This window comes from Planosporangium mesophilum, from assembly GCF_016863255.1.
In the GTDB taxonomy this organism is placed as follows: Bacteria; Actinomycetota; Actinomycetes; order Mycobacteriales; family Micromonosporaceae; genus Planosporangium; species Planosporangium mesophilum.
Genome location: NZ_BOON01000050.1, coordinates 1 through 24619, shown reverse-complemented (window position 1 = coordinate 24619; position 24619 = coordinate 1). Strand labels below are relative to the sequence as shown.

The following is a 24619-nucleotide window of genomic DNA, read 5'->3' as shown; positions in this document are numbered from 1 at the left end:
ACGGCCACCTCGACACCGTAGCCATGCTCCATGATCGGCACAATGGCAGACTGGTATCCGTGACGAGCCGGCCGTACACGCTGCTCAGCTGTGCCGTCTCGATCGACGGGTACCTCGACGACAGCAGCGAACAGCGTCTGCTGCTGTCCAACGGGGCCGACTTCGACGCCGTCGACGAGGCACGGGCCGGCTGCGACGCGATCCTGGTCGGCGCCAACACGGTCCGCCGCGACGACCCCCGCCTGGTCATCCGCGATCCGGCCCGGCGCGCCGACCGGGTCGCCCGGGGGTTGCCGCCCGATCCGCTCAAGGCGACCGTCACGACCGGCGGCGACCTGGATCCCGGCAGTCGCTTCTTCACCGTCGGGGAGTCCGAGAAACTCGTCTACTCGCCCTCACCGCCGACGCACCTCGACGGCGTCGCCACGGTCGTCCCCGCCGGCGACCTCCGGGCGGTCCTCGCCGACCTGGCCGGACGCGGCGTACGGCGGCTGATGGTCGAGGGTGGCGCCACGATCCTGGCCGCGCTGCTCGCCGACGGCCTGGCCGACGAGCTACGCCTGGCGATCGCGCCGCGGTTCGTGGGCGATCCCGCCGCGCCCCGGTTCAACGGGTGTCCTGGTCGAACCCCCGTCCTGGCCGGCGTCACCGACCTCGACGGCGTCGCGGTGCTCCGGTACCTGCTGTCGCAGGCGGCCGTCGACCGGCACTGGCTGGAGGCGGCGATCGACGAGGCGCGGCGCTGCCCGCCGTCGCGGGCCGCGTTCTCGGTGGGCGCGGTCATCGTGGACGCCGCGGGCCGGGAGATTTCGAGAGGGTACTCGCGGGAGAGCGACCCGGTCGTGCACGCCGAGGAGTCGGCGCTGGCCAAGGTCGACCCGGCGGACCCCCGGCTGGCGGGTGCGACGATCTACAGCTCGCTGGAGCCGTGCAGCGTCCGCAGGTCCCGGCCGGCGTCCTGCGCGGCGCTGATCCGGGCCGCCGGAATCCCGCGTGTGGTGTACGCCTGGCGCGAGCCGGTGCTGTTCGTGGACGGGGAAGGCGCCGAGGAACTGGACGTCGCCGGGGTCGAGGTCGTCCAGGTCCCCGACCTGGAGCCCGCGGCCCGCGCCGTGAACGCCCACCTGCTCTGAGCACCGCCCGGCCGCCCGCGCCGCCGGCGCCCGCCCATGATCCACGCAGCGTCGCCCGAACTGCTGGGATCTTGGCGCCTCACGCCGAGGTAGCCGCCTCGTGGACCAGGGGGAGCGTCCGGTACGGGATCTGCTCGGCCAGCGCGATGATCGTCGAGGCCCGCGCGATCCCCTCGTACCCGACCACCCTGTCGATCACCCGCTGCAGATCCACGTTCGAGCGCGCCACGATCCGGCACAGCACATCGGCGGAGCCGGTGATCGTGTATGCCTCCAGGACCTCGGGTATCTCGGCCAGATGGGCGGCGACCGGATCATGCCCGTACCGCTGGCTGATCTCCAGGGTGACGAACGCGGTCACCCCGTACCCGAGCCCGACCGTGTCGATCTCCGGGCCGAAGCCGCGCACCACGCCACGCTCGACCAGCCTGTCCAGCCGGGCCTGGACGGTACCCCGCGCCACCCGCAGCCGGCGCGAGCACTCCAGCACCCCGATCCGCGGCTCGGCGGCGAGCAGCGCGAGGAGGCGCGCGTCGAGCGCATCGATGGACAACTTGACCACCTCGTACCCGGTTCTCGGCGACGATCTGTACAAGCTGACCACCAACATTAGTCTCTGTTGCCCAGTTCCCGTACCTGATCGAGGCTGTCCGAAAGGCCTCCGGGAGGGAGTCAACGATGACCCAGGCAATCGATCGACCCGAGATCACCGGCGACAACGCGGAAGACGTCGACCGGCTCATCGGCGCCGTCGCCCACGACATCGCCGCCGATCCCTTCCCGGTGAAGGGGCTCGACCACATCCGCTTCTACGTCGGCAACGCCAAGCAGTCGGCGCACTACTACTCGACGGCGTTCGGCATGACCTGCGTGGCGTACCGCGGGCCGGAGCAGGGCTACCGGGACCACGCCGAGTACGTGCTCGTCTCCGGCGGCGCCCGGTTCGTGGTCGTGGGCGGGGTGCACGCGAACGCGGAGGCGACCCGGCACTACGCCCGGCACGGCGACGGCATCGTCGACATCGCGCTCGAGGTACCGGACGTGGACAAGGCGTACCAGCACGCGACCGCCCAGGGCGCCACGGGCATCGAGGCCCCGTACGACCTGACCGACGAGCACGGCACGGTACGGGTGGCGGCGGTCGCCACGTACGGCGAGACCCGGCACACGCTGATCGACCGGCGCGGGTACAGCGGCCCGTTCCTGCCCGGCTTCGTCCGCCGCGACCCGATCGTCACACGCGACCCCGCTGGGCCGAAGCGCTACTTCCAGGCCGTCGACCACGTCGTCGGCAACGTCGAACTGGGCCGCATGGACGAGTGGGTCGAGTTCTACAAGCGGGTCATGGGCTTCACCAACATGGCCGAGTTCGTCGGCGACGACATCGCCACCGACTACTCGGCGCTGATGAGCAAGGTCGTCGCGAGCGGTACCCGCAAGGTGAAGTTCCCGCTCAACGAGCCGGCCGTGTCGGCGCGCAAGTCGCAGATCGACGAGTACCTGGAGTTCTACGGCGGTCCCGGCGCGCAGCACATCGCGGTCGCCACGAACGACATCCTCGCGAGCGTCGACGCGATGCGCGCGGCCGGCGTGGAGTTCCTGGACACGCCCGACTCGTACTACGACGACCCCGAGTTGCGGGGCCGGATCGGCCAGGTCCGGGTGCCGATCGAGGAGCTCAAGGCGCGCAAGATCCTGGTCGACCGGGACGAGGACGGGTACCTGCTGCAGATCTTCACCAAGCCGGTGCAGGACCGCCCGACGGTGTTCTTCGAACTCATCGAACGGCACGGCTCCCTGGGCTTCGGCAAGGGCAACTTCAAGGCCCTGTTCGAAGCCATCGAGCGGGAGCAGGAGCGTCGCGGCAACCTGTAAGACTGTCTGGGTGACGTACCCCGCCGACCAGCAGACTCCCCCGGCGCCGCCACCCGCGGCGCCGGGCGCCGGCTACCCGCCCCCGGGCGGCTACTCGGTCCCGCCGACCGCTGTCCCCCGCTACGGTTACCCGCCCGCCGCCTTCCGGCCACCCGGCCCCGTCGGGCCCGGCGGCGTGCCGCTGGCGGAGTTCTGGCAGCGGCTCGTGGCGTACCTCATCGACGGCTTGATCGTGGGCGCCGTGCTGCTGATCCCGATGGCGCTGCTGCTCGGCCTGCTGTCCGTGCCGTTCTTCGCCTCGGTCGACCCGGACACCGGGCCTGACCCGGCGCAAATGCTGCTGCTCTGGGCGCTGATGGTCGTGGTGATCGTCGCGCTGAACGTGATCGGGTCATACGTTTATTTCGTCCGCATGTGTCACCGCACCGGCCAGACGGTCGGCAAGCGCGTCATGAACATCCGGGTGGTACGGGCGCTCGACGGCGGCCCGATCGACCTGCGGATCTTGAAGCGCCGGTGGATCGTGCAGCACGTGTCCGGGATCGTGGCGTCCTACTTCAACCTCGCTGACGGCCTGTGGCAACTGTGGGACCAGCCATACCGGCAGTGCCTGCACGACAAGGCCGCCGGGACCATCGTGGTACAGGTGACAGCGTGAGCACGATCGAGCCGGGCTGGTACAAGGACCCCGCCGAGCCGACGACCCAGCGGTACTGGGACGGCGAGGGCTGGATCGGCGCGCCCCTGCCCGTCGACGCCACCCCGCCCCCGGGTCCACCACCCGCCGAACCCGAGGACACGCAGGCCCCGAGCGACGCGACCGGCCCCTCGGGTGGCCCGGCCAGACCCCGGACGCCGCCTGCGCCCGGTGCCCCGCAGACGCCACCACCGGGCGGGCCGAACGAGGCCGGCCCGCCGGCACGGTCCACGGCGACACCGCCGGGCACCGGCCAACCGGGCACCCCGCCGGGTCCGACCGGCGCGGCACCCGGCGCGCCGTGGCAGCCGTCCTGGCCGCCACCCGGTGTGCCGCTGCCGCCCGGCACCCAGCTGCCGCCCGGCACCCAGCTGCCGCCCGGCTACCCGATGCACCCGATGTATGCCCGGCTCCTGGCGCCACCGCCGCGACCGCACGGCTACCCGCTGGCCGACATCGGCCGGCGGCTGGTCGCCCGGCTGGTCGACATCGGCGTCCTGATTATGATCAACGTCTTGGTCAACGGCTGGTTCATCTACCAGTTCTGGCGGGAGTTCTGGCCCTACTGGCGGGTCGTCTGGCAGCGGGCGCAGGCACAGCTGCCCTACGACGACATCCCCCCGCCGCAGGACGTCGACCGGCTCGCCCTCACGATCACGCTGGTCGCGGCCGGCCTGTGGCTCGCCTACGAGGTCCCCGCGCTGGCCAACCGCGGTCAGACGCTCGGCAAACGGCTGCTTGGGATCAAGGTGATGCCGGTGGAGGCGGACAACCCGCTGGGCATGGGTCGCGCGCTGCGCCGCTGGAACCCGCTCGGAGTGGCGACCCTGCTCTGGATCCTCGGCTGCGGGTTGGTCTTCCAGGCCGGCATGGCCACGTTGATAGGGATGAGCATGATCGCAGCCGTCCTGCTGTTCATCGACTGGCTCCACGGCGCGGTCGACCAGCCGCTGCACCAGTCCCTGCGCGACAAGGCGGCCGCTACCGTCGTGGTCGACGTCAAACAACTCCAGACCGGAGAGAAGAAATGAGCGGTCTCACCCGTCCCGACCTTGACGCGCTGCCCAACTACGTACCCGGCCGCACCGTGCCGGGCGCGATCAAGCTGGCCAGCAACGAGGTGCCCTATGGTCCGCTGCCCGGCGTGGTGGAGGCGATCGCCGAGGCGGCCGCCGACACGCACCGGTACCCGGACATGGGCGTGGTCGCGCTGCGGGAGGCGCTCGCGGAGCGGTACGGCGTCGACCCGGACCGGATCGCCACCGGCTGCGGCTCGGTCGCCCTGGCCGAGCACCTCGCCCGCGTCACCTGCATGCCCGGGGACGAGATGCTGTACTCATGGCGCTCCTTCGAGGCGTACCCGATCATCGCCGCGACGGCCGCGGCCGCCAGCGTCAAGGTGCCCAACACCCCGGAGCACGGCCACGACCTGCCCGCGATGGCGGCGGCCGTCACCGACCGGACCCGGCTGGTGCTGGTCTGCAACCCGAACAACCCCACCGGTACCGCGATCCGCCGCCCCGAACTGGAGGCGTTCCTCGACGCCGTACCGGAGAACGTGCTGGTCGTGATCGACGAGGCGTACCGGGAGTTCGTCACCGACCCACAGGTACCGGACGGCCTGGAGATCGCCGGCGACCGGCCCAACGTGGTCGTGCTGCGCACGCTGTCCAAGGCGTGGGGGCTCGCCGGGCTGCGGGTCGGCTTCCTGGTGGCCCCGCCCGAGGTGGCGGCCGCGGTCCGCAAGATCGTCACGCCGTTCTCCACCTCCAGCACCGCCCAGGCCGCCGCGCTGGCCGCGCTGCGCCAGGCCGAGGAGATGCAGCGCCGGGCCGACCAGGTGGTCGCGGAGCGGGAGCGGTTGGTCCCGGCGCTGCGCAAGCTGGGCGCGGACGTACCCGAGAGCCAGGCCAACTTCGTGTGGCTGCCGCTGGGTGACGGTGCGACGGAGTTCGCGGCCGCGTGCGAGCGGGCCGGTGTGATCGTGCGCCCGTTCGCCGGCGACGGGGTACGGGTCACCGTCGGTACCCCCGAGGAGAACGACACGTTCCTGGCCGCCGCCGAGGCCGCCCTCGCGTGACGATCAGGAAGCGGTCGGGAGGATCCGGCCCACCACCTCGCCGAGGCCGATCACCGAGCCGTCCGGGCCGGGCGCGGTCGCGGTCAGGGTCACCGTGTCGCCGTCCTCCAGGAACGTGCGGATCCGGCCGTCGGCCAGCGTCACCGGCTCGGCCCCACCCCAGCTCAGCTCGATGAACGAACCGACCTCGTCGCGCCGGGCCCCGGAGACCGTACCTGACGCGTACAGGTCCCCGGGGCGCACCGAGGCGCCGTTGGCCGTCATGTGTGCGAGCTGCTGCGCGGGCGTCCAGTACAGGCCGGAGAACGGCGGCCTCGACACGACCGTGCCGTTCCAGACCACCTCGATCCGGATGTCGTACCCGATCCGCTCGTCGGCCAGGTACGGCAGCACCGGCGGCGACTGCTCCGGGGCCGGCGTCCGGGCCGCGGCGAGCGCGTCGAGCGGTACCACCCAGGCCGACACCGAGGTGGCGAACGACTTGCCGAGGAACGGCCCGAGCGGCTGGTACTCCCACGCCTGCAGGTCGCGGGCGGACCAGTCGTTGACCAGGACAACGCCGAACACGTACTCGTAGAAGTCCTTGGTGGTCAGCGGCGTGCCGAGCGACGACGCCGCGCCGACCACGAATCCCACCTCGGCCTCGATGTCGAGACGCTGGGACGGGCCGGAGACCGGCACCGGAGCGTCCGCCGGCTTGCGCTGGCCGCCGGGGCGCACGATGTCGGTGCCCGAGACCACGACCGTGCCGGACCGTCCGTGGTACCCGATGGGCAGGTGCTTCCAGTTCGGCAGCAGCGGCTCGGAGCCGGGCCGGAACAGCCGGCCCAGGTTGGTCGCGTGCTCCTCCGAAGAGTAGAAGTCGACGTAGTCGCCGACCTCGAACGGCAGCCGTGACGCCACGTCCGCCAGCGGCAGCAGCAGCCGCTCCACGCGGCGGCGGTACGCGTCGTCGGTGAGCAGTTCGGTCAGCCGGTCCCGGACCGCGCTCCAGTGTGGACGCCCCAGCGCCAGGAACGGGTTGAGCGTGGCGGCCTGCAGGGCGCCACGCGCCTCGATGAGCCCGGCCCGCTCCAGCCCGGCGAGGTCGAGCACGCGGTCGCCGATGCGCACGCCGAGCCTCGACGAACCGTCACCGGGGTCGAACGCGCCGTACGGCAGGTTGTGCACCCCGAACGGGTCGTCGGCCGGGATGTCGAGCCAGGTCACGTCGATCCTTCTTCCGTGGTCGGTAGGAGTCCGAGTACCCGCAGGTCAGCCAGCGGCTCGGCGATGCTGCAACTGCCGAAGCCGATCCACAGCGGCCGCTCCCGCGCCATCCACGGGTGAACGGCGGTGACCAGCGAAACCGCGTCGCCGGACGCCAGCACCTTGGCGACGTCCGCCGGCCCGGCGCCGTCCGCCGCCACTGCCGAGGCGACCAGCACGTTGAGGAAGCCGTGGTGGATGAAGCCGGTCTCGGGGTCGCTGTGCCGGATCGCGTGGTGCAGCCCGGCGGTCAGTTTGAACGGCAGCCCCCGGTCCCGGCAGGCGCAGACGACCGCGGCGAGCTCGACCGGGGTCGGGAACAGTTCGGCGGCCAGCCCACCGGTACGGAACTTGGGCGCGACGGGCAGCCCGGCCGCCCGCGCCTCCGCCAGCGTGTCCAGTGCCGCCGTCAGGCCCCAGGTCAGGGGGGTCTCCGCGTACGCGGTGAGCCCGGTCGTGCGGATGAGCGCGAGCAGGTCGGCCAGTCCCGGTTGGGGGTCCTCGCCGCGCTTGGCGACGGGTACCTCCAGCTGGCGTACCGCCCGCCCGCTGTCCACCACCCGGGCGACGGCGTCGAGCGGGCCGACCACCCCGATCTCCAGATCGTCGGGTACGCCGGGGACGTCCTCGGGTGGCACCAGCAGCGGGCCGACCATGGGCGCGTACCAGGCCGCCCGGTGTTCACGGTGCGCGGCGACGGCGCCGGCCAGCGGCGCGTTGCCCGGCGGAAACACCGCGGCGTCGTCGAGAAGGCCGACGAGCACGGCCGGAACGGGACGGATTGACACGAGAATTGAACCTAGTGGAGGCTACGAATGACGGACAATAGTGTTCGATTATCGGACGCGCTGATTTGCGAAGCGGACAAAGCAGGAGGACGGAATGCCGTACTACCGCAGCGTCGGCGATCTACCCCGCAAACGTCATACCCAGTTCCGGCAACCCGACGGCAGCCTTTACGCCGAAGAGTTGATGGGGCAGGAGGGTTTTTCCAGCGACTCGTCCCTGCTGTACCACCGGCACCTTCCGACGGCGATCGTCGCGGCCGAGGAGTTCACGCCGCCGGCCCGGTCGCGGCGGCCGAACCTGCCGCTCAAGCCGCGCCACCTACGTACCCACAAGCTGGATTCCGGCGGCGCCGACCCGATCCTGGGACGGGCGCACCTGCTCGCCAACGACGACTGCCGGATCTCGTACGCGGTCGCCGACCGGCCCTCGCCGCTGTACCGGAACGCGATCGGCGACGAGTGCGTGTACGTGGAGGCCGGCCGGGCCCGCATCGAGTCGGTCTTCGGGGCGCTCGAGGTGGGCGAGGGCGACTACGTGATCATCCCGACGTCGGTGATCCACCGGATCGTGCCGCTGGACGGCCTGCTGCGCACGCTGGTCATCGAGGCCACGGGCCACATCGGGCCGCCCAAGCGGTACCTCTCGGTGCGCGGCCAGTTCCTGGAGCACGCGCCGTACTGCGAGCGGGACCTCCGGGGCCCGTCGCAACCGCTGATCGTCGACGGGACCGACGTGGACGTGTACGTCCAGCACCGCCGCGGGTGGACGACGTTCACGTACGCCAACCACCCGTTCGACGTCGTCGGCTGGGACGGCTGCCTGTACCCGTGGGCGTTCTCGATCCACGACTTCGAGCCGATCACCGGCCGGGTGCACCAGCCCCCACCGGTGCACCAGACGTTCGAGGGCCCGAACTTCGTGATCTGCTCGTTCGTGCCGCGCAAGGTCGACTACCACCCGCTGGCCATCCCGGTCCCGTACAACCACCACAACGTCGACTCCGACGAGGTGCTGTTCTACACCGGCGGCAACTACGAGGCCCGGCGCGGCTCGGGCATCGAGCAGGGGTCGATCTCGCTGCACCCGAGCGGGTTCACGCACGGGCCGCAGCCCGGAGCGGCGGAGCGGGCGATCGGGGTCGACTACTTCGACGAGCTCGCCGTCATGGTCGACACGTTCCGGCCGCTGGACCTGTGCGAGCCGGCCCTGGCGTGCGAGGACTCGGGCTACGCCTGGACCTGGGCCGGGCGCTCCTCCTGACCCGCAGAATCGTCACGGGGCCGGGTAGACGAGCGCGGTCGCGATCGCGGCCAGGCCCTCGCCCCGGCCGGTGAAGCCCAGCCCGTCGGTGGTGGTACCGGACAGCCGGAAGGTCCCCCCGATCGCCTCGCCGAGCACCGCCTCCGCCTCCGCCCGCCGCTTGCCGACCTTCGGCGCCACCCCGACCACCTGGGCGGACACGTTGCCGATCTCGAACCCTGCCGCCCGTACCCGGCGGGCGGTCTCGGTGAGCAGGGAGGCCCCGGACGCGCCGGACCACTCCGGGCGGCTGGTGCCGTAGTTCGACCCGAGGTCGCCCAGGCCGGCGGCGGACAGCAGCGCGTCGCAGGCGGCGTGGGCGACGACGTCACCGTCGGAGTGGCCGGCGAGGCCGTCCACGCCGTCCCAGCGCAGCCCGGCCACCCAGCAGTCGCGGCCCGGCTCGTACGCGTGCACGTCGGTCCCGACGCCGACCAAAGGAATGATCACGCCAACGAGCGTACGCAGGAAACGGTTACCGACACCCGCCCGCACCCGGATGTGAACCTGCGTACCCCCCGGCGGTCGCCCGCGGCGCCTACCCTTGATCTGATGCCCTCGCCTTCTTCGACCGGCCCGGCCCGCAGTGTGACCAGACTGGTCCGCGGGCTGCGCCGCACGGCCCGGCCAGGCCGCCGCGAAGGCGACTCCGGCCGCCCGCCCAACCGGTCCGCCACTGCCGCCGCCGTACGCTTCGGCCTGCTCGTCGTGCTCGTCGCCGGGCTGGGCCTGACCACTCTGCTCGCGCATCCGAGTCGGCGCGGCCTGCTGCACGCGGTGCACTCCAGCCATCTGGTGGCACCCCTCGTCGCGGTCGTGGGCAGCGCGATCCTGGTCGCCGCGCTGACCCCGCGTACCCTGCTGTCCTTCGTCGGCGGCGCGCTGTTCGGCACCCTCGCCGGCTCGGCGTACGTGCTGGCCGGCGTCATGGTGGGGGCGACCCTGGCGTTCGGCGTCGGTCGCCTGCTCGGCCGCGACTTCGTGTCCGGTCACCTGCGGGGCAGGTTCGCGCTCATCGAGCAGGCCGTGGCCAGCCGGGCGCTCACGGCCGTGATGGTCTCCCGGCTGATCCCGCTCGTACCGTTCGGCATCTCCAACTACACGTTCGGTACGACCTCGGTCGGTTTCGGCTCCTACCTTGCCGGCACCCTGATCGGCGCCGTCCCGGCGACCCTCGCGTACGCCGCGCTCGGCGCCGCGACGATGAAGGGCGACCCGGCCGCCGCCACGTACGCCGGGATCGCGGTGGGAGGGCTCGCCGTCGGCGGCGCGATCGGTACGTACCTGGTCTGGCGACGCCGACCCCGCCACCAGGAGCGGCAACGATCAGAGCCCGTCGTGCTCACCGCCACCGGATCCGACTGACGACGACCGATCACGCCCTCAGCGGTCGAGCAGGAGTTCGGCGATCGCCAGATCGAGCGGTCTTGTGATCTTGAGGGCCAGCTCCTCGCCCGGCACCGTCCAGACCGGGACGCCCATCTTCTCCGCCATGCCGGCATCGTCGGTGTGGTCGTCGACGGCGGCGGCATGCGCCTCGACGAGTACCGATCGCAGGAAGCCTTGTGGCGTCTGAGCAGCGCGCAACGCCGATCGATCCAGGGTCGCCAGGACCTCGCCGTTCGGCTGTACGTGCTTGATGGTGTCGACGACGGGCAGCGCCGGTATGACGGCGGCGTGGCCGTCCCGTACCGCCGCGGCGACCCGTTCGACCAGTTCGGGCGGGGTGAGCGCGCGGGCCGCGTCGTGGACGAGCACGATGTCGTACCGGTCCGGCACCGCGCCCAGCGCCGCGGCCACGGACTCCTGCCGGGTGGTTCCGCCCGCGACCACCAGCAGCTCGACGTGCTCGTGGACGGATGAGAGCAGGTCGCGTACGGCGGCCACGGAGTCGGCCGGTGCCGCCACGACCACGCACCCGACGCAAGGGGCAGCGGCGACCCGGCGCACCGCGTGGACCAGCAGCGGCTCCCCCCGCAGCGATCGCAGCGCCTTCGGGCCTCCCGGCCCGAGCCGGATCCCCTGACCCGCCGCTGGAACGAGGACCGCGACGTCACCACGCATACGTTGCTGCGCGGTCACGTCGCGGTCCTCGGCTACGAATGAGCAGGTAGTGAAGGATCAGGCTCCGGTGAGCACCTTGTCGAGGAGCACCTCGGCCTCGTCCTTGGTGCTCTTCTCGGCGAGTGCCACCTCGCCGACCAGGATGTCGCGGGCCTTCGCGAGCATCCGCTTCTCACCCGCGGACAGGCCGCGCTCACGCTCGCGACGCCACAGGTCACGCACGACCTCAGCAACCTTGAGCGGGTTGCCCGACGCCAGCTTCTCCAGGTTTGCCTTGTAACGCCGAGACCAGTTGGTCGGCTCCTCGGTGTGCGGAGCGCGCAGAACATCGAAGACCTTCGTCAGGCCCTCTTCGCCAACAACCTCACGCACGCCGACGCTCTCGGCGTTTTCGGCGGGCACCCGCACCGTCAGGTCGCCCTGAGCGACCCTCAGGACGAGATACTGCTTTTCCTCGCCCTTGACGACCCGAGTCTCGATTGCCTCGATGAGTGCGGCCCCGTGGTGGGGGTAGACAACGGTCTCGCCGACACTGAAAACCATAGGTTCGAAACCCCTTTCGCTGTGTCTAGCGTAACACGGCGACAGCGCGTAGTCCCAGCCTGATCTTCACCATTAGTGCTGCTCAGAGCACGTGTGAAGCGCCTTTCTCCCGCTTGACAGAAGCCCTGAAACCTGCTTTCGACTGCACTGAGTGACTGAATGGTGACCAGTAAGGTAGGCGACGAACCCTCAGATTTATCGTCGCCCAACCATTGACGTGCGTTGCGGAAACCGACGCCAACCATTCTGAGCAGGCACTTCAATGGTCGACTCAACACCGTCGGATCAGCGCTTACAAGATCTACAAAGCGGCCCCTGGTTTTCGCGCCCGACAAGGGGGAGAGTGAGAGGTCCAGGCGCGAGGAGTCGGCCATGGGGACGCTCAGCGGTGGGAACGGCGGCGGTTGGCCGCCGGACGAACTACCCGATCTGCCCCCGGAGTGGGGCAGGATCGTCATTCCGGATGACGCATCTGAACTGGCCCAGGAAGCGGCAAAGGTGCGCCGCGAACTTCGGGCCGAGGCCCGCGCCCGTCGCTTGAAACGCCGACTGCACCTACCACGTACCGATCTGCGGCCAGGCGAATCGGACGCGCCACCGCTGGGTGTGCCGCTGCTGGTCATCCTGATCGCGACGATCGCCACGCTCACCAGCCTGTTCGTCATCTCCTGGCCGACGCCGCCGCAGCGGCCGCAACTCCAGCCGACCGCCGTCTCCACACCGTCGGCCGACGCACCCTCCGGTACCGCGCCGGCGAACCAGTCGGTCCCGAACGGTGGCGCCGGCACACCGGCCAGCGGACCGGCCACCCCGCAGGGGCTCGACCTGGGCCACGCCGCGCAGGTGGAGCCCGTCAGCGCAGCCACCTAGGTGGACGCACGTCAGACCGCCGACAGCAGCGCGGCGTACAGCGTCAGCCCCGGGCCGAACGCCAACGCGACGATGTGGCGCGGTGGTGTCGGCGCCCGCCGCAACACATCCACGATCAGCAGTACGGTCGGCGACGAGCAGTTGCCGTGAGCGGTGAGGGCGTCGCGTGACGGGCTCATCCGCTCCTCGGACAGGCCCAGACAGTCACGGACGACATCGAGGATCCTCGGGCCGCCCGGGTGCACCGCCCAACCGTCGACGTCGGACACCGCCAGGCCCTGACCGTCGAGCAACCCGTGCACCAGCGGCCCCACGTGCTCGGCGAGGACGTCCGGTACCCGGGGGGACAGTCCCATCCGGAATCCCGTGTCGGTCACGTCCCACGTCATGTGGTCGGCCGTGGCGGTGTCCGTGACCGCGGCGACCTCGCGGACCGCATAGCCGGGCCCCGGGACGCCGGCGGGCCGCACCGCGACGGCGGCCGCCGCGTCGGAGAACAGCGCGTGCGCGACGATCTGCTGCGGATCCCTGGTCGGCGGCTGCAGATGCAGTGAGGTCAGTTCGAGGCAGAGCAGCAGCGCCGGCCGACCGCGGCCGGCGACGAAGTCGGTGACCACACCCAGGCCGGGCAGCGCCGCATAGCAGCCCATGTGACCGATGAACAGCCGCTGGGTACGGGCGGACATCCCCAGGTCGCGGGCGAGCAGGATGTCCAGCCCCGGCGTCGCGTACCCGGTACAGGAGCAGACGGCGAACAGCCCCAGGTCGGCCGGGTCGAGACCGGCCGAGTCGAGCGCGCCGGCCACCGCCTCCTTGCCCAGTGGCAGCGCCTCCACGAGGTACCGCTCCATCCGCGCCTTGGTCGACCAGCGCGACACGTCCTCGAGGACGGGGTTCACCACGGCGTGACGGGTGGCGATGCCGGAGTTGGCGAAGATCCGTTGAGCCAGGCCACGCTGTACTCCCGCGTAGTGGCCGGCGAAGAAGTCGCGCCACAGATCGTCCTGGCGCATCGAGGGCGGATGGGTCACGCCGACACCGGCGATCACGGGCCGCGGCTCAGTCATCCCTGCCTCCTACCCCTCGGTAAGAGCGGGCATGCCGCTCACCGTCCCGGGCCGCGGCCCTCGGCTCACCATCGCGAGCCGACCCCGTCGGCGTCAGGATCGCCGCCGAGCGCGGCCACGCCCAGCCAGTCGGCGCAGACGTCGGACGTCGCCGGCTGCAGTGATCCGCACCTGGCGTCGCGGTACAGCCGCTCCAGCGGGTGGCCGCGGCGGCTGGCGCCGGTACCCGCCGCCTCCAGCATGCTCGCCGCCACGTCCGCCGCGGTCGTACCGGCCAGCAGCTTCGCCCGCCACACCCAGCGGTTGGTCTCCGGCTCACCGGGTGCGGCGTCCACCCGACGCGCCGCCTCGTCCACCACCAGTCGGGCCGCCGCCACCGCCGCGTCGGCCCGGCCGATCCTGGCCCGCGCGGCGGGCAGGTCCGCCAGCCCGCGGTCGTTGAGATGGGCGACGGCCGCATCGATCGCGGCCTGCGCGACGCCCACGTACACCGCCGCGTAGCTGGCCACCATCCAGTGCGGCATCAGCTGGGCGACCAGCAGCGCAAGCCCCTCGACGCCGCCGAGCAGCGCGTCGGCCGGCACGGTCACGTCCAGGTGCAGATCGTGCGACGACGTGGCACGCATGCCGAGGGCGTCCCAGGTGGACTCGACCGTCAACCCCTCGGTACCCGCGGACACCAGGAACTGCGACACCAGCGACGGGTCGGCCGCGCTGCGGGCGGCGACCAGGTAGCCATCGGCGTGCCCGGCGCCGGAGACGAACGTCTTGGAACCCTTGATACGGAAGGTGCCGTCGCCTACCTCGTACATCGTGGACATCCGGGACAGCCGGGAGCCGACCCCGCGCTCACTCATCGCGACCGCGTACCAGGCGCCGCCGGCCGCCGCCGACAGCACGCGGTCGCGGGCGTCCAGGAAGCTCTCCGGCACCCCGAGGGCCTCGATGAGCTGGTCCGGGATGCCGGCGAGCGCCCCGGTGACCGAGGCGTGCATGTTGAACACCAGCGCGGTCGCACCGTCGCCCCGGGCCAGTTCGTGGGCGACCGCGGCGTACTCGGCGAAGCCGGCACCCATCCCGCCGAGCCGCTCCGGGACCATCAGCCCGAACAGCCCCGTCCGGCGCAGGTCGGCGAAGTCGTCGACGGGGAACGCGCCGTCGCGGTCGTACCCCGCGGCGCGGGCGGCGAGGCGGGGTACCAGCCGGCGGGCGGCTTCCAACGCGTCGCTCACGAAGCCTCCTTGGTACCCACAGCCTGGTAGAGCACGGCCGTCGACCAGGTCGGCACCATCGGTGTGCCGCCCCGACGGGTCACCAGCCAGCGCAGCAACCCGCGTACCTGGGGCCGCAGGCCACGGGTACGCAGTGCGACCCCGTGCCGCGCGAACTCGGCGACCAGCCACTTCGGATCGACGAAGAGGTCGGGGTCGTGGATGCCGCGGGGCGCGCCACCCGGTACCCGCTCGGCCACCGAGATGGCCAGGAACCGGCAGAGCGCGGTGTCGGCAAGCGTGTCGAGAACGACCGTGCCGCCGGGGCGCAGGATCCGGCACACCTCCGACACCGTCGCCGGAAGGTCCGTGACGTGCTCCAACAGTTCCCCGGCGCTGACCACGTCGGCTAGGGCGTCGGCCAGCGGTAGCCGGGTCACGTCCGCCCGTACCGGCGACACGCCGTGGTCGCGGGCAAGTTCCAGGGCCGACCGGACCAGATCGACGCCGATGTGCCGGTACCCCTTGCCCGCGACATGCGGCGCGAGCAGGCCACCGCCGCAGCCGAGATCGACCAGGATCGCGCCCGGGCGGCTCGCCGGCGGCACCAGTCGGCCACGGGCCGCCGCGATCCAGGCCAGCATCGCGAACCGACCCTCCGGCCGCCACCATTCGCCCGCCAGGTCGTCGTACTGACGTATGTCGTTGCGCGGTCGGGTGGGCGTCCGCATGGACGAAGCCTGACACGAAACGATCTGTCCGGCCACACTTACCGCATGCGTACCGCGTTGGGTCTACTCAAGGCGTGCCATCCCGAGCCGACGGCCGCGGTCACCACGGTCGCCGCGCTGCTGGCCCTCGCCACCGGGCGCGGACCGGCCGGCGCGCTCGCCGTCGCCGCCGCCGTACTGGCCAGCCAGCTCGCCGTGGGGTGGAGCAACGACGCGGTCGACGCCGGGCGCGACGCGGCAGTCGGCCGCCGTGACAAGCCCGTCGTCGCGGGGACCGTCTCCCGGCGTACGGTCGCCGTCGCGGCCGGCGTGGCAGCGGCGGCGACCATACCGCTCGCGCTCCGGTCCGGGGTGCCGGCCGGGTTGGTGGCAACGGTCGGCCTGGTGTCAGCGCTGCTGTACAACTGGCCGCTGAAATTCACGGTCGCCTCGGTCGTCCCGTACGCGGTGTCGTTCGCCGCGCTGCCCGCGTTCGTGGTGCTCGGGGTGGCGCGCCCGCCGTGGTGGCTGCTCGGCGCGGGGGCGCTGCTCGGGGCGGGCGCCCACTTCGCCAACGTGCTGCCCGATCTCGACGACGACCGGCGCACGGGGGTGCGCGGACTGCCGCACCGGCTCGGCCGGCGCGCGAGCACCCTGGCCGCCGCCGGCCTGCTGTTCGCGGCGACCGCGGCGCTCGCGTTCGGGCCGCCAGGCCCTCCGTCCTGGGCCGGGATCTGCGCGTTCGCGGCCGCCGCCGTGATCCTGGCCGCCGGCGGGTACGCGGCCGGCCGCCGACCGACCTCGCGCGCCGCCTTCCGGTCGGTCCTGGTGGTGGCCGTCGTGGACGTGGTCCTGCTGCTCGCGGCCGGCCTGCGGGTGTGACCCGGCACACCGGTGAGATCCGCCGGACCGCAGGTGAGCGGGTCGGCGCCGGTCCGAAAGAAGGGACAACTAGGCTGTACTGCGGCTTGAATTCCGGGTTGTCGCCTAGGAGGACCGAAGTGCCGCGCTCGATCACCGGTACGCCGTCGCGCCGTCGCACGTCGCGCGTCGCGGCACTGCTCGCCGCACCGGCGGCGGCCATCTGTCTGTTGTCGGGCTGCAGCGCCGGCCAGGTCGATCAGACCAGCAGGATGTCCGCGACCGTGCCCGGCGTCGACGTCACCTCCAAGCACGGCATCGCGGCGCTGCGCGACGTCCAGATCAAGTACAACAACCCCCAGGGGTACCCGGTGGGCGCGACGGCGCCGCTGTCGCTGTACATCGCCAACAACAACCCCGGCAAGGCGCTGGTCCTGCGTAGCGTGACCGCCGTCAGCCGGACGAACGGCGCCAAGGTCGGCACGGTCGTCCTCACCGGCGGCGTACCGGAGATCGGGGCGCTCCCGGCCGCGACCCCGAGCTCGCGCACCGCGTCGGCGCTCCCGAGCGTCCCGCCCACGGGCCGGGCGTCCACTGCCCCGGCCGCCGGCGCCGCTGCCCCGTCCGCCGGTGCCGCTGCCCCGTCCGCCGGTGCGGCTGCCCCGTCCGCCGGTGCGGCTGCCCCGTCCGCCGGTGCCGCCAGCGCGGCCCCGGCGCCCGCCGCCCCCAGCCCGTCGTCGGCGGGCGGCGCCCCGACCCTGACGATCCCGGCGAACGGGTACGCCCGGCTGACCCCGGAGGCCGGGTCCCACCTGGCCATCGTGGGGATCACGGAGCCGCTCGCGCCCGGCTCCTCGGTCGTGGTGACGTTCACCTTCGAGGGTGAGGACCCGGTCGAGACCCGCGTGCCGTTCGGCGTCCCGCTGTCGCCGGTACCGCGCATCGAGCCGTCGACCGAGGCGCACTCGGAGCCCGGCGGCCACTAGGAGTGAGGTTTCGTCACACCCCTCCGCTAGGTTTCCGGGCGTGACTGAGCGCTCCACCTCATCGTCCCGTCTGTCGTCCAAGTCCTCCGGACCGCGCGCCAGCTACGAGTGCGACGCCTGCGGGCACCGGCCGCCCAAGTGGGTCGGTCGCTGCCCGGAGTGCGGCGAGTGGGGGTCCATCGTCGAGGCGGCCGCGAGTACACCGGCCGCACTGCGCGCGGTGACCGCCCGCCGCCCGGCTGAGCCGGCCCGCCCGATCGCCACCATCAGCGCCGCGCCGGCGAAGGCCCGGCCCACCAACGTCCCGGAGTTCGACCGGGTGCTCGGCGGTGGCCTGGTGCCGGGCGGGGTGGTGCTGCTCGCCGGTGAGCCCGGCGTCGGCAAGTCCACCCTGCTGCTCGACGTCGCCCAGCAGTGGGCGGCCACGGGTGAGACCCCGGCGCTCGTCGTCAGCGGCGAGGAGTCGGTGAGCCAGGTGCGGCTGCGGGCCGAGCGGATCGGCGCGCTGCACGAGCGGCTCTACCTGGCCGCCGAGACCGACCTGTCCGCCGTCCTCGGCCATCTGGACGCGGTCAAGCCGGGCCTGCTGGTCCTCGACTCGGTGCAGACCATCTCCGCCCCCGGCGCCGACGGCGTCCCCGGCGGCGTCACCCAGGTGCGCGGGGTCACGGCGGCGATCGTGGCGGTCGCCAAGGAGCGCGGCATCGCGACCGTGCTTGTGGGCCACGTCACGAAGGACGGCCAGGTCGCCGGCCCGCGGGTGTTGGAGCACCTGGTCGACGTGGTGCTGAACTTCGAGGGTGACAAGCACTCCTCGCTGCGGATGGTGCGCGGCCTGAAGAACCGGTTCGGCGCCGCCGACGAGGTCGGCTGCTTCGAGATGCACGAGGGGGGCATCGCGAGCCTGCCCGACCCCTCGGGGCTGTTCCTCACGCGGTACGCCGACGCGGTCCCCGGTACCTGCGTCACCGTCGCCATGGAGGGCCGACGGGCCCTGGTGACCGAGGTGCAGGCGTTGATCGGTGCACCGGTGGCCGGCTCGCCCCGGCGTACGGTCAGCGGCCTGGACGGCGCCCGACTGGCCATGGTGCTCGCGGTGCTGCAGCGCCGCTCCAAGCTCCAGCTCCACGACCGGGAGGTCTTCGCGGCCACCGTCGGTGGCGTCCGGGTGATCGAGCCCGCCGCCGACCTGGGGGTCGCGCTCGCGGTCGCGTCCGCCGCCACCGAGCTTCCGATGGCACCGGATCTGGTCGCCGTCGGCGAGGTGGGGCTGACCGGTGAGGTGCGGCGGGTCGGCGCGGTGCCCCGGCGGCTCGCGGAGGCGGCGCGGCTGGGCTTCCGCTTCGCGCTCGTGCCACCGGGATGCGGGCCGGCCGCCACCGGTTCGGTCCCGGAGGGGATGAAGGTGCTGGAGGTGGGCGACGTCCGCGCCGCCTTGCACTTCGCGGTGCAGGCGGGCGACCGCAGCGATTCGCGCTAGAGCTCGACGTCGTAGGTCAGGACGGTGTGGGCGGCGAGCCGCACGTGAGGTGGTTCACCCCTGGCGGGTCGCCGCGCTGGTCCGCCCACGCGAGGTCCCGGCCGGGTGGGCGGTCACTTTACGGGCTTTCCTGCCTACCGCAACAGCACCGCTGGCACGACGGTCCGTAAACTGTTCGGGTGCCGATAGACCGCGATGACCCGCTACGCGCCAACCTGGCGCTCATGGCGCCGGGCACCGCGCTGCGCGACGGGCTGGAGCGCATCCTGCGCGGGCGCACCGGCGCGCTGATCGTGCTGGGGTACGACCACGCCGTCGAGACCCTGTGTACCGGTGGATTCCCGCTCGACGTCGAGTTCTCCGCCACCCGGCTGCGCGAGCTGTGCAAGATGGACGGCGCGGTCGTGCTGTCCAGCGACGGCACCCGCATCGTGCGAGCCGCCGTGCACCTGATGCCCGACCCGGGCATTCCGTCCGAGGAGTCCGGCACGCGGCACCGTACCGCGGAGCGGGTGGCCAAGCAGACCGGGTTCCCGGTCATCTCGGTCAGCCAGTCGATGCGCATCATCGGCTTGTACGTCAACGGGCAGCGCCACGTCCTCGACGACTCGGCGGCCATCCTGTCCCGGGCCAACCAGGCCCTGGCCACCCTGGAGCGGTACAAGCTGCGCCTGGACGAGGTGAGCGGCACCCTCTCGGCACTGGAGATCGAAGATCTGGTGACCGTACGGGACTCCATGGCCGTGGTGCAGCGGCTGGAGATGGTGCGCCGGATCGCCGACGAGATCGCCGGGTACGTGGTGGAGCTGGGCACCGACGGCCGGCTGCTCGCGCTGCAGCTCGAGGAGCTGATGGCGGGCGTGGAGGCCGACCGCACCCTGGTGATCCGCGACTACCTGCCGGACGGGCACCGGTTCAACACCGCCGACGACGCGCTCGACGAGTTGGACCGGCTCTCGGCCACCGACCTGATCGATCTCGTCGCCGTGGCCAAGGCCCTCGGCTACCCGGGGGCGAGCGACGCGCTCGAGGCGGCGGTGTCGCCGCGGGGGTTCCGCCTGCTGGCGAAGGTCCCGCGGCTGCCGGGTGCGGTCATCGACCGCCTGGTCAACCACTTCGGCAGCCTGCAACGACTGCTCGGAGCGACGGTGGAGGACCTGCAGGCCGTCGACGGGGTCGGGGACGCGCGCGCCCGCAGCGTCCGGGAAGGCCTGTCCCGGCTGGCCGAGGCGTCGATCCTCGAACGGTACGTGTAGGTCCTACTTCAGCTCGACCGCGACGGGGTCACCGAGCTTCGTGGCCAGCCGGCCGAACAGCTCATACTTCCCGACCGGCGGCGCCTTGCGGTCGGTGCAGCCGGCGTTGGTGGCCTTGCCGTCCCACACCTGCCAGAACTGGGTCTCGATCCCGGGGCCGAAGGTGCGCACGTCCGTGCCGTGCGGCGGGTCGCACGAGTCCGACGACCAGACCTTCACCTTCCCCGCGTCCTGCAGGTACAGCTCCTGGGCGTCCGCGCCAACGTCCCGGGTACACGACCGGTTGGACACGTTCTTGATCCGGAGCGTGAACTTCACGAACGATCCCTGGCCGACCGAGGCGGACTCGGCTACGGCGGTGACCGACATCTCCTCGTCGGTACAGGGCGAACTGGGCGCGGCCGGCGGATCCGAGGAGTTCGGTGCCGCGGGCGGCAAGTCGCCCCCCTCACCGACCTGAGGCAGGCCGGAGGCCGGGGTGAACACCTGGCGCGACGGCGAGGGCGAGGGCGAACCGGACGAGCCCGGGCTCGGCTTCCCCGCCGGCTTGCCACCGGCGGTCCTGGAGTCGTTCGCGTTGCCCGTGCACGAGTAGACGAGCGTCGCCACGACCACGACCAGGGCACCAGCGACCGCCGCCCGGCGTCGCCAGTAGACGGCCGGGGGCAACGGGCCAACCGTCAGCTTCATGATGGACACACGCTATCGGTGGGACGGCCCCATCGACAGAACGGCACGCCGCCTCACAGGTACACCTTTCTGGTGTGGATCGCGTGGGCGCCGGCGACTCGATCAAGGAACAGCAGGCCGGTGCAGTGGTCGATCTCATGTTGCAGCGCGCGGGCCTCGAACCCATCAGTTGTGAATTGCGTCTCACTCTTTCCGGGGAGCGCGCCGGCCACCACCACCCGGCCGGCGCGCTTCACGTCACCGGTCAGGTCGGGCACGGACATGCAGCCCTCGCGCCCCTTCTGCCACTGGCTCGCCTCGACCAGCCGGGCGTTGCAGAGCACGAACGTACCGTGAACCGTGCGCGCCTTCGGGTGACCGGTGACATCGACCGCGAACACCTGCGCCGACACGCCGATCTGCGGTGCGGCCAGCCCGACGCAGCCCGGTGACACCCGCATGGTGGCAACCAGGTCCGCCGCCAGCCGCAGGATCTCGGGGTCGTTCGGGTCCACCGGCTCACCCGGGGCCGCGAGTACCGGATCGGGGGCGCGCACCACCGGGCGTACGACGCCCGCGACGCCAAGGTCCTCGATCGACCAGTCGACGATGCCTGTCACAGCACGTCCGTCTCGGCTGGACGCAGCGTCACCTCGACACCGAGGGCGCGCGCGACGGCGCTCAGGCGCTCATGAACCATGTCCACGTCCGTACCGGCGGGCAGGTCGAGCTCTGCCACGAGTACGTACAAGGAGTTGGACAGCCGGGTGGTCAGGTCGGTGATGTTGCCCCCGAACTCGGCGAGCCCGCGGGTCACGGAGGCGACGATCCCGAGCCGGTCGGCACCGTGTACGGACAGCACGTAGTGCCCGCCGGGGGCCTCCGGCGCGGACTCCGGATGTACCCGGCTCACGGTGGCGATCAGCGACCCGTCCGCGGTCAGCGGCGCGATTGCCGCCTCCACGTCCTCCAACGACGGCGAGGCGTCCGCCGCGCCGGTACAGATCAGCGTCATCGCGAAGTGCCCCCGCAGCCGGGTCATCGTCGAGTCCGTCAGGTTCATGCCCAGCCCGGCGAGGACCTCGGCCACGTCGGCGATGATGCCCGGCCGGTCACGTCCGATTACGGTGATCGCTAGCTCGTCCACCCTCGCATCATCGGGCATCCGGCCGACCGTGGCAGGATGGCCCCGATGCCCGCCCACAATCTGGCTACGACCGCCGTCGCGTGGTACGACGCGAACGCCCGCGACCTGCCCTGGCGGTCGGCCGACGCGACGCCCTGGGGCGTCCTCGTCAGCGAGGTGATGCTCCAGCAGACGCCGGTGTCGCGGGTACTGCCGGCCTGGCTGGAGTGGATGGCCCGCTGGCCCACCGCCGCCGATCTCGCCGCCGACGCGCCGGGCGAGGCGATCCGGGCGTGGGGGCGGCTGGGCTACCCACGCCGGGCGCTGCGCCTGCACGAGTGCGCCGTCGCCATCGTCGCCTCGCACGGCGGCGAGGTGCCGTCCGACGTCGACCAGCTCCTCGCGCTGCCCGGCATTGGGGCGTACACGGCCCGCGCGGTCGCCGCGTTCGCGTACCGGCAGCGCCAACCGGTGGTCGACACGAACGTACGGCGGTTCGTCGCCCGCGCGGTCGCCGGCGCCCCCGATGCCGGCCCGGCCACGACCGCACGCGACCTGACGGCCGTCGCCGAACTGCTCCCCGAGGAGCCGGAACTGGCGGCGCGCGCCTCGGTGGCGTTCATGGAACTGGGCGCCCTGGTGTGCACGGCACGCAACCCGCGCTGTGTGGACTGTCCGATCGCGACGATGTGCGAATTCCGGCTGTCGGGAGCCGTGGCTCCGGCCGGGCCGACCCGCCGGCCGCAGCGGTACGCGGGCACCGACCGCCAGGTACGCGGCCTGCTCCTGGCGGTCCTGCGGGAGTCGGACGGCCCGGTGACCCGGGCTCGGCTGGACCTGGTGTGGCCGGACGCCGACCAGCGTGGCCGGGCGCTCGCCGGGCTGCTCGCGGACGGACTGGTGTGTGAAGTGAAAGAGGACCTGATCGGCCTACCCGGTTAAATCCGACACACGGGTACCCGGTGTTTGACTTCGATCGCTAGGCTCAGCCGGATGCGTTACCTCGCGGTAGTCCGACATCTGTGGTCGTCACACCGCCTCCGCCCACGTCTGGTGGCAGCGCTGGTCGCATCCCTGCTCATCGTGCTGATCGGCAACGCCGGCGCAACCGACGGGTCACGTGACTCCCGCTGGATCAACGCTCGCGGTGTCAGTACCGGTACCGGCGGCGGCCAACCCGTACCGGTGCCCCTGCCGTCGTCCGGCAGGAGTGCGGCCTCCTCCGGTCGACCGGGTGCCGGCCCCCCGAGGGCTTGGGCCGCCCCGGCCGCTCCGAGCACGCCCCCGTCGCCGACCGGTACGCCGTCCGCGAGCCCGAGCGGCCTGCTCGCCCGGATCCCGACGTTCCCGCCCGCGCCGCCGGCGGAGAAGATCACGCTGCCGCCGGGACCGGCCGCCGCGTGGATCAGCCGGGTTCCGACCTCCCAGAAGGTCGCGTTCATCACCATCGATGACGGCTGGACCAAGCAGCCGGACGCGATCGGGCTGCTCCAGGCGGCACACGTACCGGTCACGCTGTTCCTCACGACGAACGCCATCCGCAGCGACCCCGGGTACTTCAAGCAGCTTGAGGCGGCCGGCGCGGTGATCGAGGCCCACACGATCACGCACGCCGACCTCAAGGGCATGTCGCCCAGCTTCCAGCGGCACGAGATCTGTGGCTCGGCAGACCAGCTGGGGGCGATCTACGGCCGTCGCCCGGTGCTGTTCCGCCCGCCGTTCGGCGACAAGGACAACACCACCCTTCAGGTGACCCACGAGTGCGGCATGAAGGCCGCGTTCTTCTGGAAGGAGACGGTGGACAAGGGCGTCGTCCGCTTCCAGGAGGGGAACGCGGTACAGCCCGGCGACATCCTCCTGATGCACTTCCGCCCGGCGTTCGCCGAGGACTTCCTCGCCGCCCTCCAGGCGATTCACGACGCCGGCCTGACCCCCGCCCTGCTCGAGGACTACATCCCCTGACCCTGATCCGGATACGCAAAGAGCGGGCGGTCGCCGTAGCGACAGCCCGCTCTCTTTGTGCCCTGTCCACCGGTGAACGGAACGGGCGGCCGCCGTAGCGACCGCCCGTTCTCCTTCGTGCCTAGCTATCTACCAGTGGCGCTCACTCGTCGCCGCTGGCACCACCCAGGTCGGCCGGAACCGCATCGGGCACCAGCGTCGGCTTGTCCGCACCGCGGAACACCAGCTTGGCGTGCTCGGTGTCGATCGGGTCGCCCTCGCAGTCGACGAAGACGATCTGGCCGGGCCGGAGCTCGTTGAACAGGATCCGCTCCGACAGGTTGTCCTCGATCTCGCGCTGGATGGTCCGGCGCAGCGGCCGGGCGCCCAGCACCGGGTCGTAGCCCTTCTTCGCCAGGAAGCGCTTGGCGTTGTCGGTCAACTCCAGGCCCATGTCCTTGTTGCGAAGCTGGGTCTCGATCCGGGAGATCATCAGATCCACGATGTTGAGGATCTCCGGCTCGGTGAGCTGGTGGAACACGATGGTGTCGTCGATGCGGTTGAGGAACTCCGGGCGGAAGTGCTGCTTCAGCTCGTCGTTGACCTTGATCTTCATCCGCTCGTAGTTGGACTCGACGTCCTCCGACGACTGGAAGCCCATCGAGACCGCCTTGGCGACGTCCCGGGTACCGAGGTTGGTGGTCAGGATGATCA

Annotated in this window: 27 protein-coding genes and 1 pseudogene; 15 read left to right on the top strand and 13 right to left on the bottom strand. The window is 71.9% G+C overall.

The window, feature by feature from the left end:
* Positions 1 to 59: 59 nt before the first annotated feature.
* Positions 60 to 704, top strand: a pseudogene (locus Pme01_RS31200) (RibD family protein); the annotation flags it as partial.
* Positions 681 to 1133, top strand: a complete 453-nt coding sequence (locus Pme01_RS31195; RefSeq protein ID WP_239088440.1) for a cytidine/deoxycytidylate deaminase family protein — start codon at positions 681 to 683, stop codon at positions 1131 to 1133. The pseudogene Pme01_RS31200 and the gene Pme01_RS31195, both read left to right, overlap by 24 nt.
* Positions 1134 to 1212: 79 nt before the next feature.
* Here the strand turns inward: Pme01_RS31195 and Pme01_RS24465 are convergent, their stop codons facing one another.
* Positions 1213 to 1686 carry an Lrp/AsnC family transcriptional regulator gene (locus Pme01_RS24465; RefSeq protein WP_373315525.1) on the bottom strand — a complete coding sequence of 158 codons (474 nt, stop codon included), beginning with the start codon at positions 1684 to 1686 and terminating at the stop codon, positions 1213 to 1215.
* Positions 1687 to 1811: 125 nt separating this feature from the next.
* Between Pme01_RS24465 and hppD the strand changes: the two genes are divergently transcribed.
* Genes hppD through hisC form a run of 4 tightly spaced genes read left to right on the top strand, consistent with a single transcriptional unit; the run spans position 1812 to position 5785 of the window.
* A complete protein-coding gene (hppD, locus tag Pme01_RS24460) occupies positions 1812 to 3008 on the top strand; it encodes a 4-hydroxyphenylpyruvate dioxygenase (protein ID WP_168115127.1) in 1197 nt (398 codons plus the stop codon).
* Positions 3009 to 3018: 10 nt separating this feature from the next.
* Positions 3019 to 3666: an RDD family protein gene (locus Pme01_RS24455; protein ID WP_168115126.1), complete on the top strand. Its 648-nt coding sequence runs from the start codon at positions 3019 to 3021 to the stop codon at positions 3664 to 3666.
* Positions 3663 to 4736, top strand: a complete 1074-nt coding sequence (locus tag Pme01_RS24450) for an RDD family protein (RefSeq protein ID WP_168115125.1) — start codon at positions 3663 to 3665, stop codon at positions 4734 to 4736. Before Pme01_RS24455 ends, Pme01_RS24450 begins: the two co-directional genes overlap by 4 nt.
* Complete coding sequence (gene hisC / locus Pme01_RS24445) at positions 4733 to 5785, top strand: histidinol-phosphate transaminase (protein WP_168115124.1); 1053 nt, start codon at positions 4733 to 4735, stop codon at positions 5783 to 5785. The genes Pme01_RS24450 and hisC overlap by 4 nt, the downstream gene beginning before the upstream one ends.
* 3 nt (positions 5786 to 5788) lie before the next feature.
* Here the strand turns inward: hisC and fahA are convergent, their stop codons facing one another.
* Together fahA and Pme01_RS24435 are read right to left on the bottom strand one after the other, a co-directional pair.
* The gene (gene fahA / locus Pme01_RS24440; RefSeq protein ID WP_168115123.1) at positions 5789 to 6994 is read right to left on the bottom strand and encodes a fumarylacetoacetase; all 1206 of its coding nucleotides are present in this window, start codon (positions 6992 to 6994) and stop codon (positions 5789 to 5791) included.
* The gene (locus Pme01_RS24435) at positions 6991 to 7815 is read right to left on the bottom strand and encodes a hypothetical protein (protein WP_168115278.1); all 825 of its coding nucleotides are present in this window, start codon (positions 7813 to 7815) and stop codon (positions 6991 to 6993) included. Before Pme01_RS24435 ends, fahA begins: the two co-directional genes overlap by 4 nt.
* A gap of 100 nt (positions 7816 to 7915) precedes the next feature.
* Here Pme01_RS24435 and Pme01_RS24430 point away from each other — a divergent pair, with 100 nt between their 5' ends.
* Entirely contained in the window at positions 7916 to 9082 is a 1167-nt protein-coding gene (locus Pme01_RS24430) for a homogentisate 1,2-dioxygenase (RefSeq protein ID WP_168115122.1), read from the top strand.
* Positions 9083 to 9094: 12 nt separating this feature from the next.
* On the opposite strand, the gene ispF is transcribed toward Pme01_RS24430, so the two are convergent.
* Positions 9095 to 9571, bottom strand: a complete 477-nt coding sequence (ispF, locus tag Pme01_RS31190; RefSeq protein WP_239088437.1) for a 2-C-methyl-D-erythritol 2,4-cyclodiphosphate synthase — start codon at positions 9569 to 9571, stop codon at positions 9095 to 9097.
* Positions 9572 to 9673: 102 nt separating this feature from the next.
* Between ispF and Pme01_RS24420 the strand changes: the two genes are divergently transcribed.
* Positions 9674 to 10486, top strand: a complete 813-nt coding sequence (locus Pme01_RS24420; RefSeq protein WP_239088436.1) for a TVP38/TMEM64 family protein — start codon at positions 9674 to 9676, stop codon at positions 10484 to 10486.
* An 18-nt stretch (positions 10487 to 10504) separates the two neighbouring features.
* On the opposite strand, the gene ispD is transcribed toward Pme01_RS24420, so the two are convergent.
* Both ispD and Pme01_RS24410 read right to left on the bottom strand, forming a co-directional pair.
* Entirely contained in the window at positions 10505 to 11203 is a 699-nt protein-coding gene (gene ispD / locus Pme01_RS24415) for a 2-C-methyl-D-erythritol 4-phosphate cytidylyltransferase (RefSeq protein ID WP_168115120.1), read from the bottom strand.
* 39 nt (positions 11204 to 11242) lie between these two features.
* Complete coding sequence (locus Pme01_RS24410) at positions 11243 to 11728, bottom strand: CarD family transcriptional regulator (protein ID WP_168115119.1); 486 nt, start codon at positions 11726 to 11728, stop codon at positions 11243 to 11245.
* A 372-nt stretch (positions 11729 to 12100) separates the two neighbouring features.
* Here Pme01_RS24410 and Pme01_RS24405 point away from each other — a divergent pair, with 372 nt between their 5' ends.
* Positions 12101 to 12598, top strand: coding sequence for a hypothetical protein (locus Pme01_RS24405; RefSeq protein ID WP_168115118.1), 498 nt, complete (start codon positions 12101 to 12103; stop codon positions 12596 to 12598).
* 11 nt (positions 12599 to 12609) lie between these two features.
* On the opposite strand, the gene Pme01_RS24400 is transcribed toward Pme01_RS24405, so the two are convergent.
* The 3 genes from Pme01_RS24400 to Pme01_RS24390 all read right to left on the bottom strand — a co-directional run bounded on the left by Pme01_RS24400 (position 12610) and on the right by Pme01_RS24390 (position 15607).
* The gene (locus Pme01_RS24400) at positions 12610 to 13665 is read right to left on the bottom strand and encodes a type III polyketide synthase (protein WP_168115117.1); all 1056 of its coding nucleotides are present in this window, start codon (positions 13663 to 13665) and stop codon (positions 12610 to 12612) included.
* 65 nt (positions 13666 to 13730) lie between these two features.
* Entirely contained in the window at positions 13731 to 14897 is a 1167-nt protein-coding gene (locus Pme01_RS24395) for an acyl-CoA dehydrogenase family protein (RefSeq protein WP_168115116.1), read from the bottom strand.
* The gene (locus Pme01_RS24390; protein WP_168115115.1) at positions 14894 to 15607 is read right to left on the bottom strand and encodes a methyltransferase domain-containing protein; all 714 of its coding nucleotides are present in this window, start codon (positions 15605 to 15607) and stop codon (positions 14894 to 14896) included. Before Pme01_RS24390 ends, Pme01_RS24395 begins: the two co-directional genes overlap by 4 nt.
* 45 nt (positions 15608 to 15652) lie before the next feature.
* On the opposite strand from Pme01_RS24390, the gene Pme01_RS24385 reads away from it, so the two are divergent.
* From Pme01_RS24385 to disA, 4 genes are all read left to right on the top strand, one after another.
* On the top strand, positions 15653 to 16468 hold the full coding sequence (locus Pme01_RS24385; RefSeq protein WP_168115114.1) for a UbiA family prenyltransferase: 816 nt from the start codon (positions 15653 to 15655) through the stop codon (positions 16466 to 16468).
* 119 nt (positions 16469 to 16587) lie between these two features.
* Positions 16588 to 17433 carry a copper chaperone PCu(A)C domain-containing protein gene (locus Pme01_RS24380; RefSeq protein ID WP_168115113.1) on the top strand — a complete coding sequence of 282 codons (846 nt, stop codon included), beginning with the start codon at positions 16588 to 16590 and terminating at the stop codon, positions 17431 to 17433.
* A gap of 40 nt (positions 17434 to 17473) precedes the next feature.
* Positions 17474 to 18913, top strand: a complete 1440-nt coding sequence (radA, locus tag Pme01_RS24375) for a DNA repair protein RadA (RefSeq protein WP_168115112.1) — start codon at positions 17474 to 17476, stop codon at positions 18911 to 18913.
* Positions 18914 to 19092: 179 nt separating this feature from the next.
* Positions 19093 to 20169: a DNA integrity scanning diadenylate cyclase DisA gene (gene disA / locus Pme01_RS24370; RefSeq protein WP_168115111.1), complete on the top strand. Its 1077-nt coding sequence runs from the start codon at positions 19093 to 19095 to the stop codon at positions 20167 to 20169.
* A gap of 3 nt (positions 20170 to 20172) precedes the next feature.
* Here the strand turns inward: disA and Pme01_RS24365 are convergent, their stop codons facing one another.
* The 3 genes from Pme01_RS24365 to Pme01_RS24355 are packed head-to-tail and all read right to left on the bottom strand — an operon-like array spanning position 20173 to position 21985.
* Complete coding sequence (locus Pme01_RS24365) at positions 20173 to 20859, bottom strand: hypothetical protein (RefSeq protein WP_168115110.1); 687 nt, start codon at positions 20857 to 20859, stop codon at positions 20173 to 20175.
* Between the two features lie 53 nt (positions 20860 to 20912).
* Positions 20913 to 21458 carry a peptide deformylase gene (gene def / locus Pme01_RS24360; protein WP_168115109.1) on the bottom strand — a complete coding sequence of 182 codons (546 nt, stop codon included), beginning with the start codon at positions 21456 to 21458 and terminating at the stop codon, positions 20913 to 20915.
* Positions 21455 to 21985 carry a glycine cleavage system transcriptional repressor gene (locus tag Pme01_RS24355; RefSeq protein ID WP_168115108.1) on the bottom strand — a complete coding sequence of 177 codons (531 nt, stop codon included), beginning with the start codon at positions 21983 to 21985 and terminating at the stop codon, positions 21455 to 21457. Before Pme01_RS24355 ends, def begins: the two co-directional genes overlap by 4 nt.
* Before the next feature lie 45 nt (positions 21986 to 22030).
* Here Pme01_RS24355 and Pme01_RS24350 point away from each other — a divergent pair, with 45 nt between their 5' ends.
* Both Pme01_RS24350 and Pme01_RS24345 read left to right on the top strand, forming a co-directional pair.
* Positions 22031 to 22906: an iron-sulfur binding domain-containing protein gene (locus Pme01_RS24350; RefSeq protein WP_168115107.1), complete on the top strand. Its 876-nt coding sequence runs from the start codon at positions 22031 to 22033 to the stop codon at positions 22904 to 22906.
* A gap of 111 nt (positions 22907 to 23017) precedes the next feature.
* Positions 23018 to 23926: a polysaccharide deacetylase family protein gene (locus Pme01_RS24345; RefSeq protein WP_239088435.1), complete on the top strand. Its 909-nt coding sequence runs from the start codon at positions 23018 to 23020 to the stop codon at positions 23924 to 23926.
* 142 nt (positions 23927 to 24068) lie between these two features.
* Here Pme01_RS24345 and Pme01_RS24340 read toward each other — a convergent pair.
* Positions 24069 to 24619 (bottom strand): ClpB D2-like domain containing protein (locus tag Pme01_RS24340; RefSeq protein WP_203935839.1); only part of this gene is annotated, 551 nt, incomplete at its 5' end.

What these genes read in the sequence shown, in the direction of transcription:
- Pme01_RS24420 (WP_239088436.1), top strand. Translation starts at nt 9,674, where the DNA reads ATGCCCTCGCCTTCTTCGACCGGCCCGGCCCGCAGTGTGACCAGACTG.
- hppD (WP_168115127.1), top strand. Translation starts at nt 1,812, where the DNA reads ATGACCCAGGCAATCGATCGACCCGAGATCACCGGCGACAACGCGGAA.
- Pme01_RS24350 (WP_168115107.1), top strand. Translation starts at nt 22,031, where the DNA reads ATGCCCGCCCACAATCTGGCTACGACCGCCGTCGCGTGGTACGACGCG.
- Pme01_RS24430 (WP_168115122.1), top strand. Translation starts at nt 7,916, where the DNA reads ATGCCGTACTACCGCAGCGTCGGCGATCTACCCCGCAAACGTCATACC.
- Pme01_RS24365 (WP_168115110.1), bottom strand. Translation starts at nt 20,859, where the DNA reads ATGAAGCTGACGGTTGGCCCGTTGCCCCCGGCCGTCTACTGGCGACGC.
- Pme01_RS24400 (WP_168115117.1), bottom strand. Translation starts at nt 13,665, where the DNA reads ATGACTGAGCCGCGGCCCGTGATCGCCGGTGTCGGCGTGACCCATCCG.
- Pme01_RS24385 (WP_168115114.1), top strand. Translation starts at nt 15,653, where the DNA reads ATGCGTACCGCGTTGGGTCTACTCAAGGCGTGCCATCCCGAGCCGACG.
- hisC (WP_168115124.1), top strand. Translation starts at nt 4,733, where the DNA reads ATGAGCGGTCTCACCCGTCCCGACCTTGACGCGCTGCCCAACTACGTA.
- Pme01_RS24410 (WP_168115119.1), bottom strand. Translation starts at nt 11,728, where the DNA reads ATGGTTTTCAGTGTCGGCGAGACCGTTGTCTACCCCCACCACGGGGCC.
- Pme01_RS24390 (WP_168115115.1), bottom strand. Translation starts at nt 15,607, where the DNA reads ATGCGGACGCCCACCCGACCGCGCAACGACATACGTCAGTACGACGAC.
- Pme01_RS24405 (WP_168115118.1), top strand. Translation starts at nt 12,101, where the DNA reads ATGGGGACGCTCAGCGGTGGGAACGGCGGCGGTTGGCCGCCGGACGAA.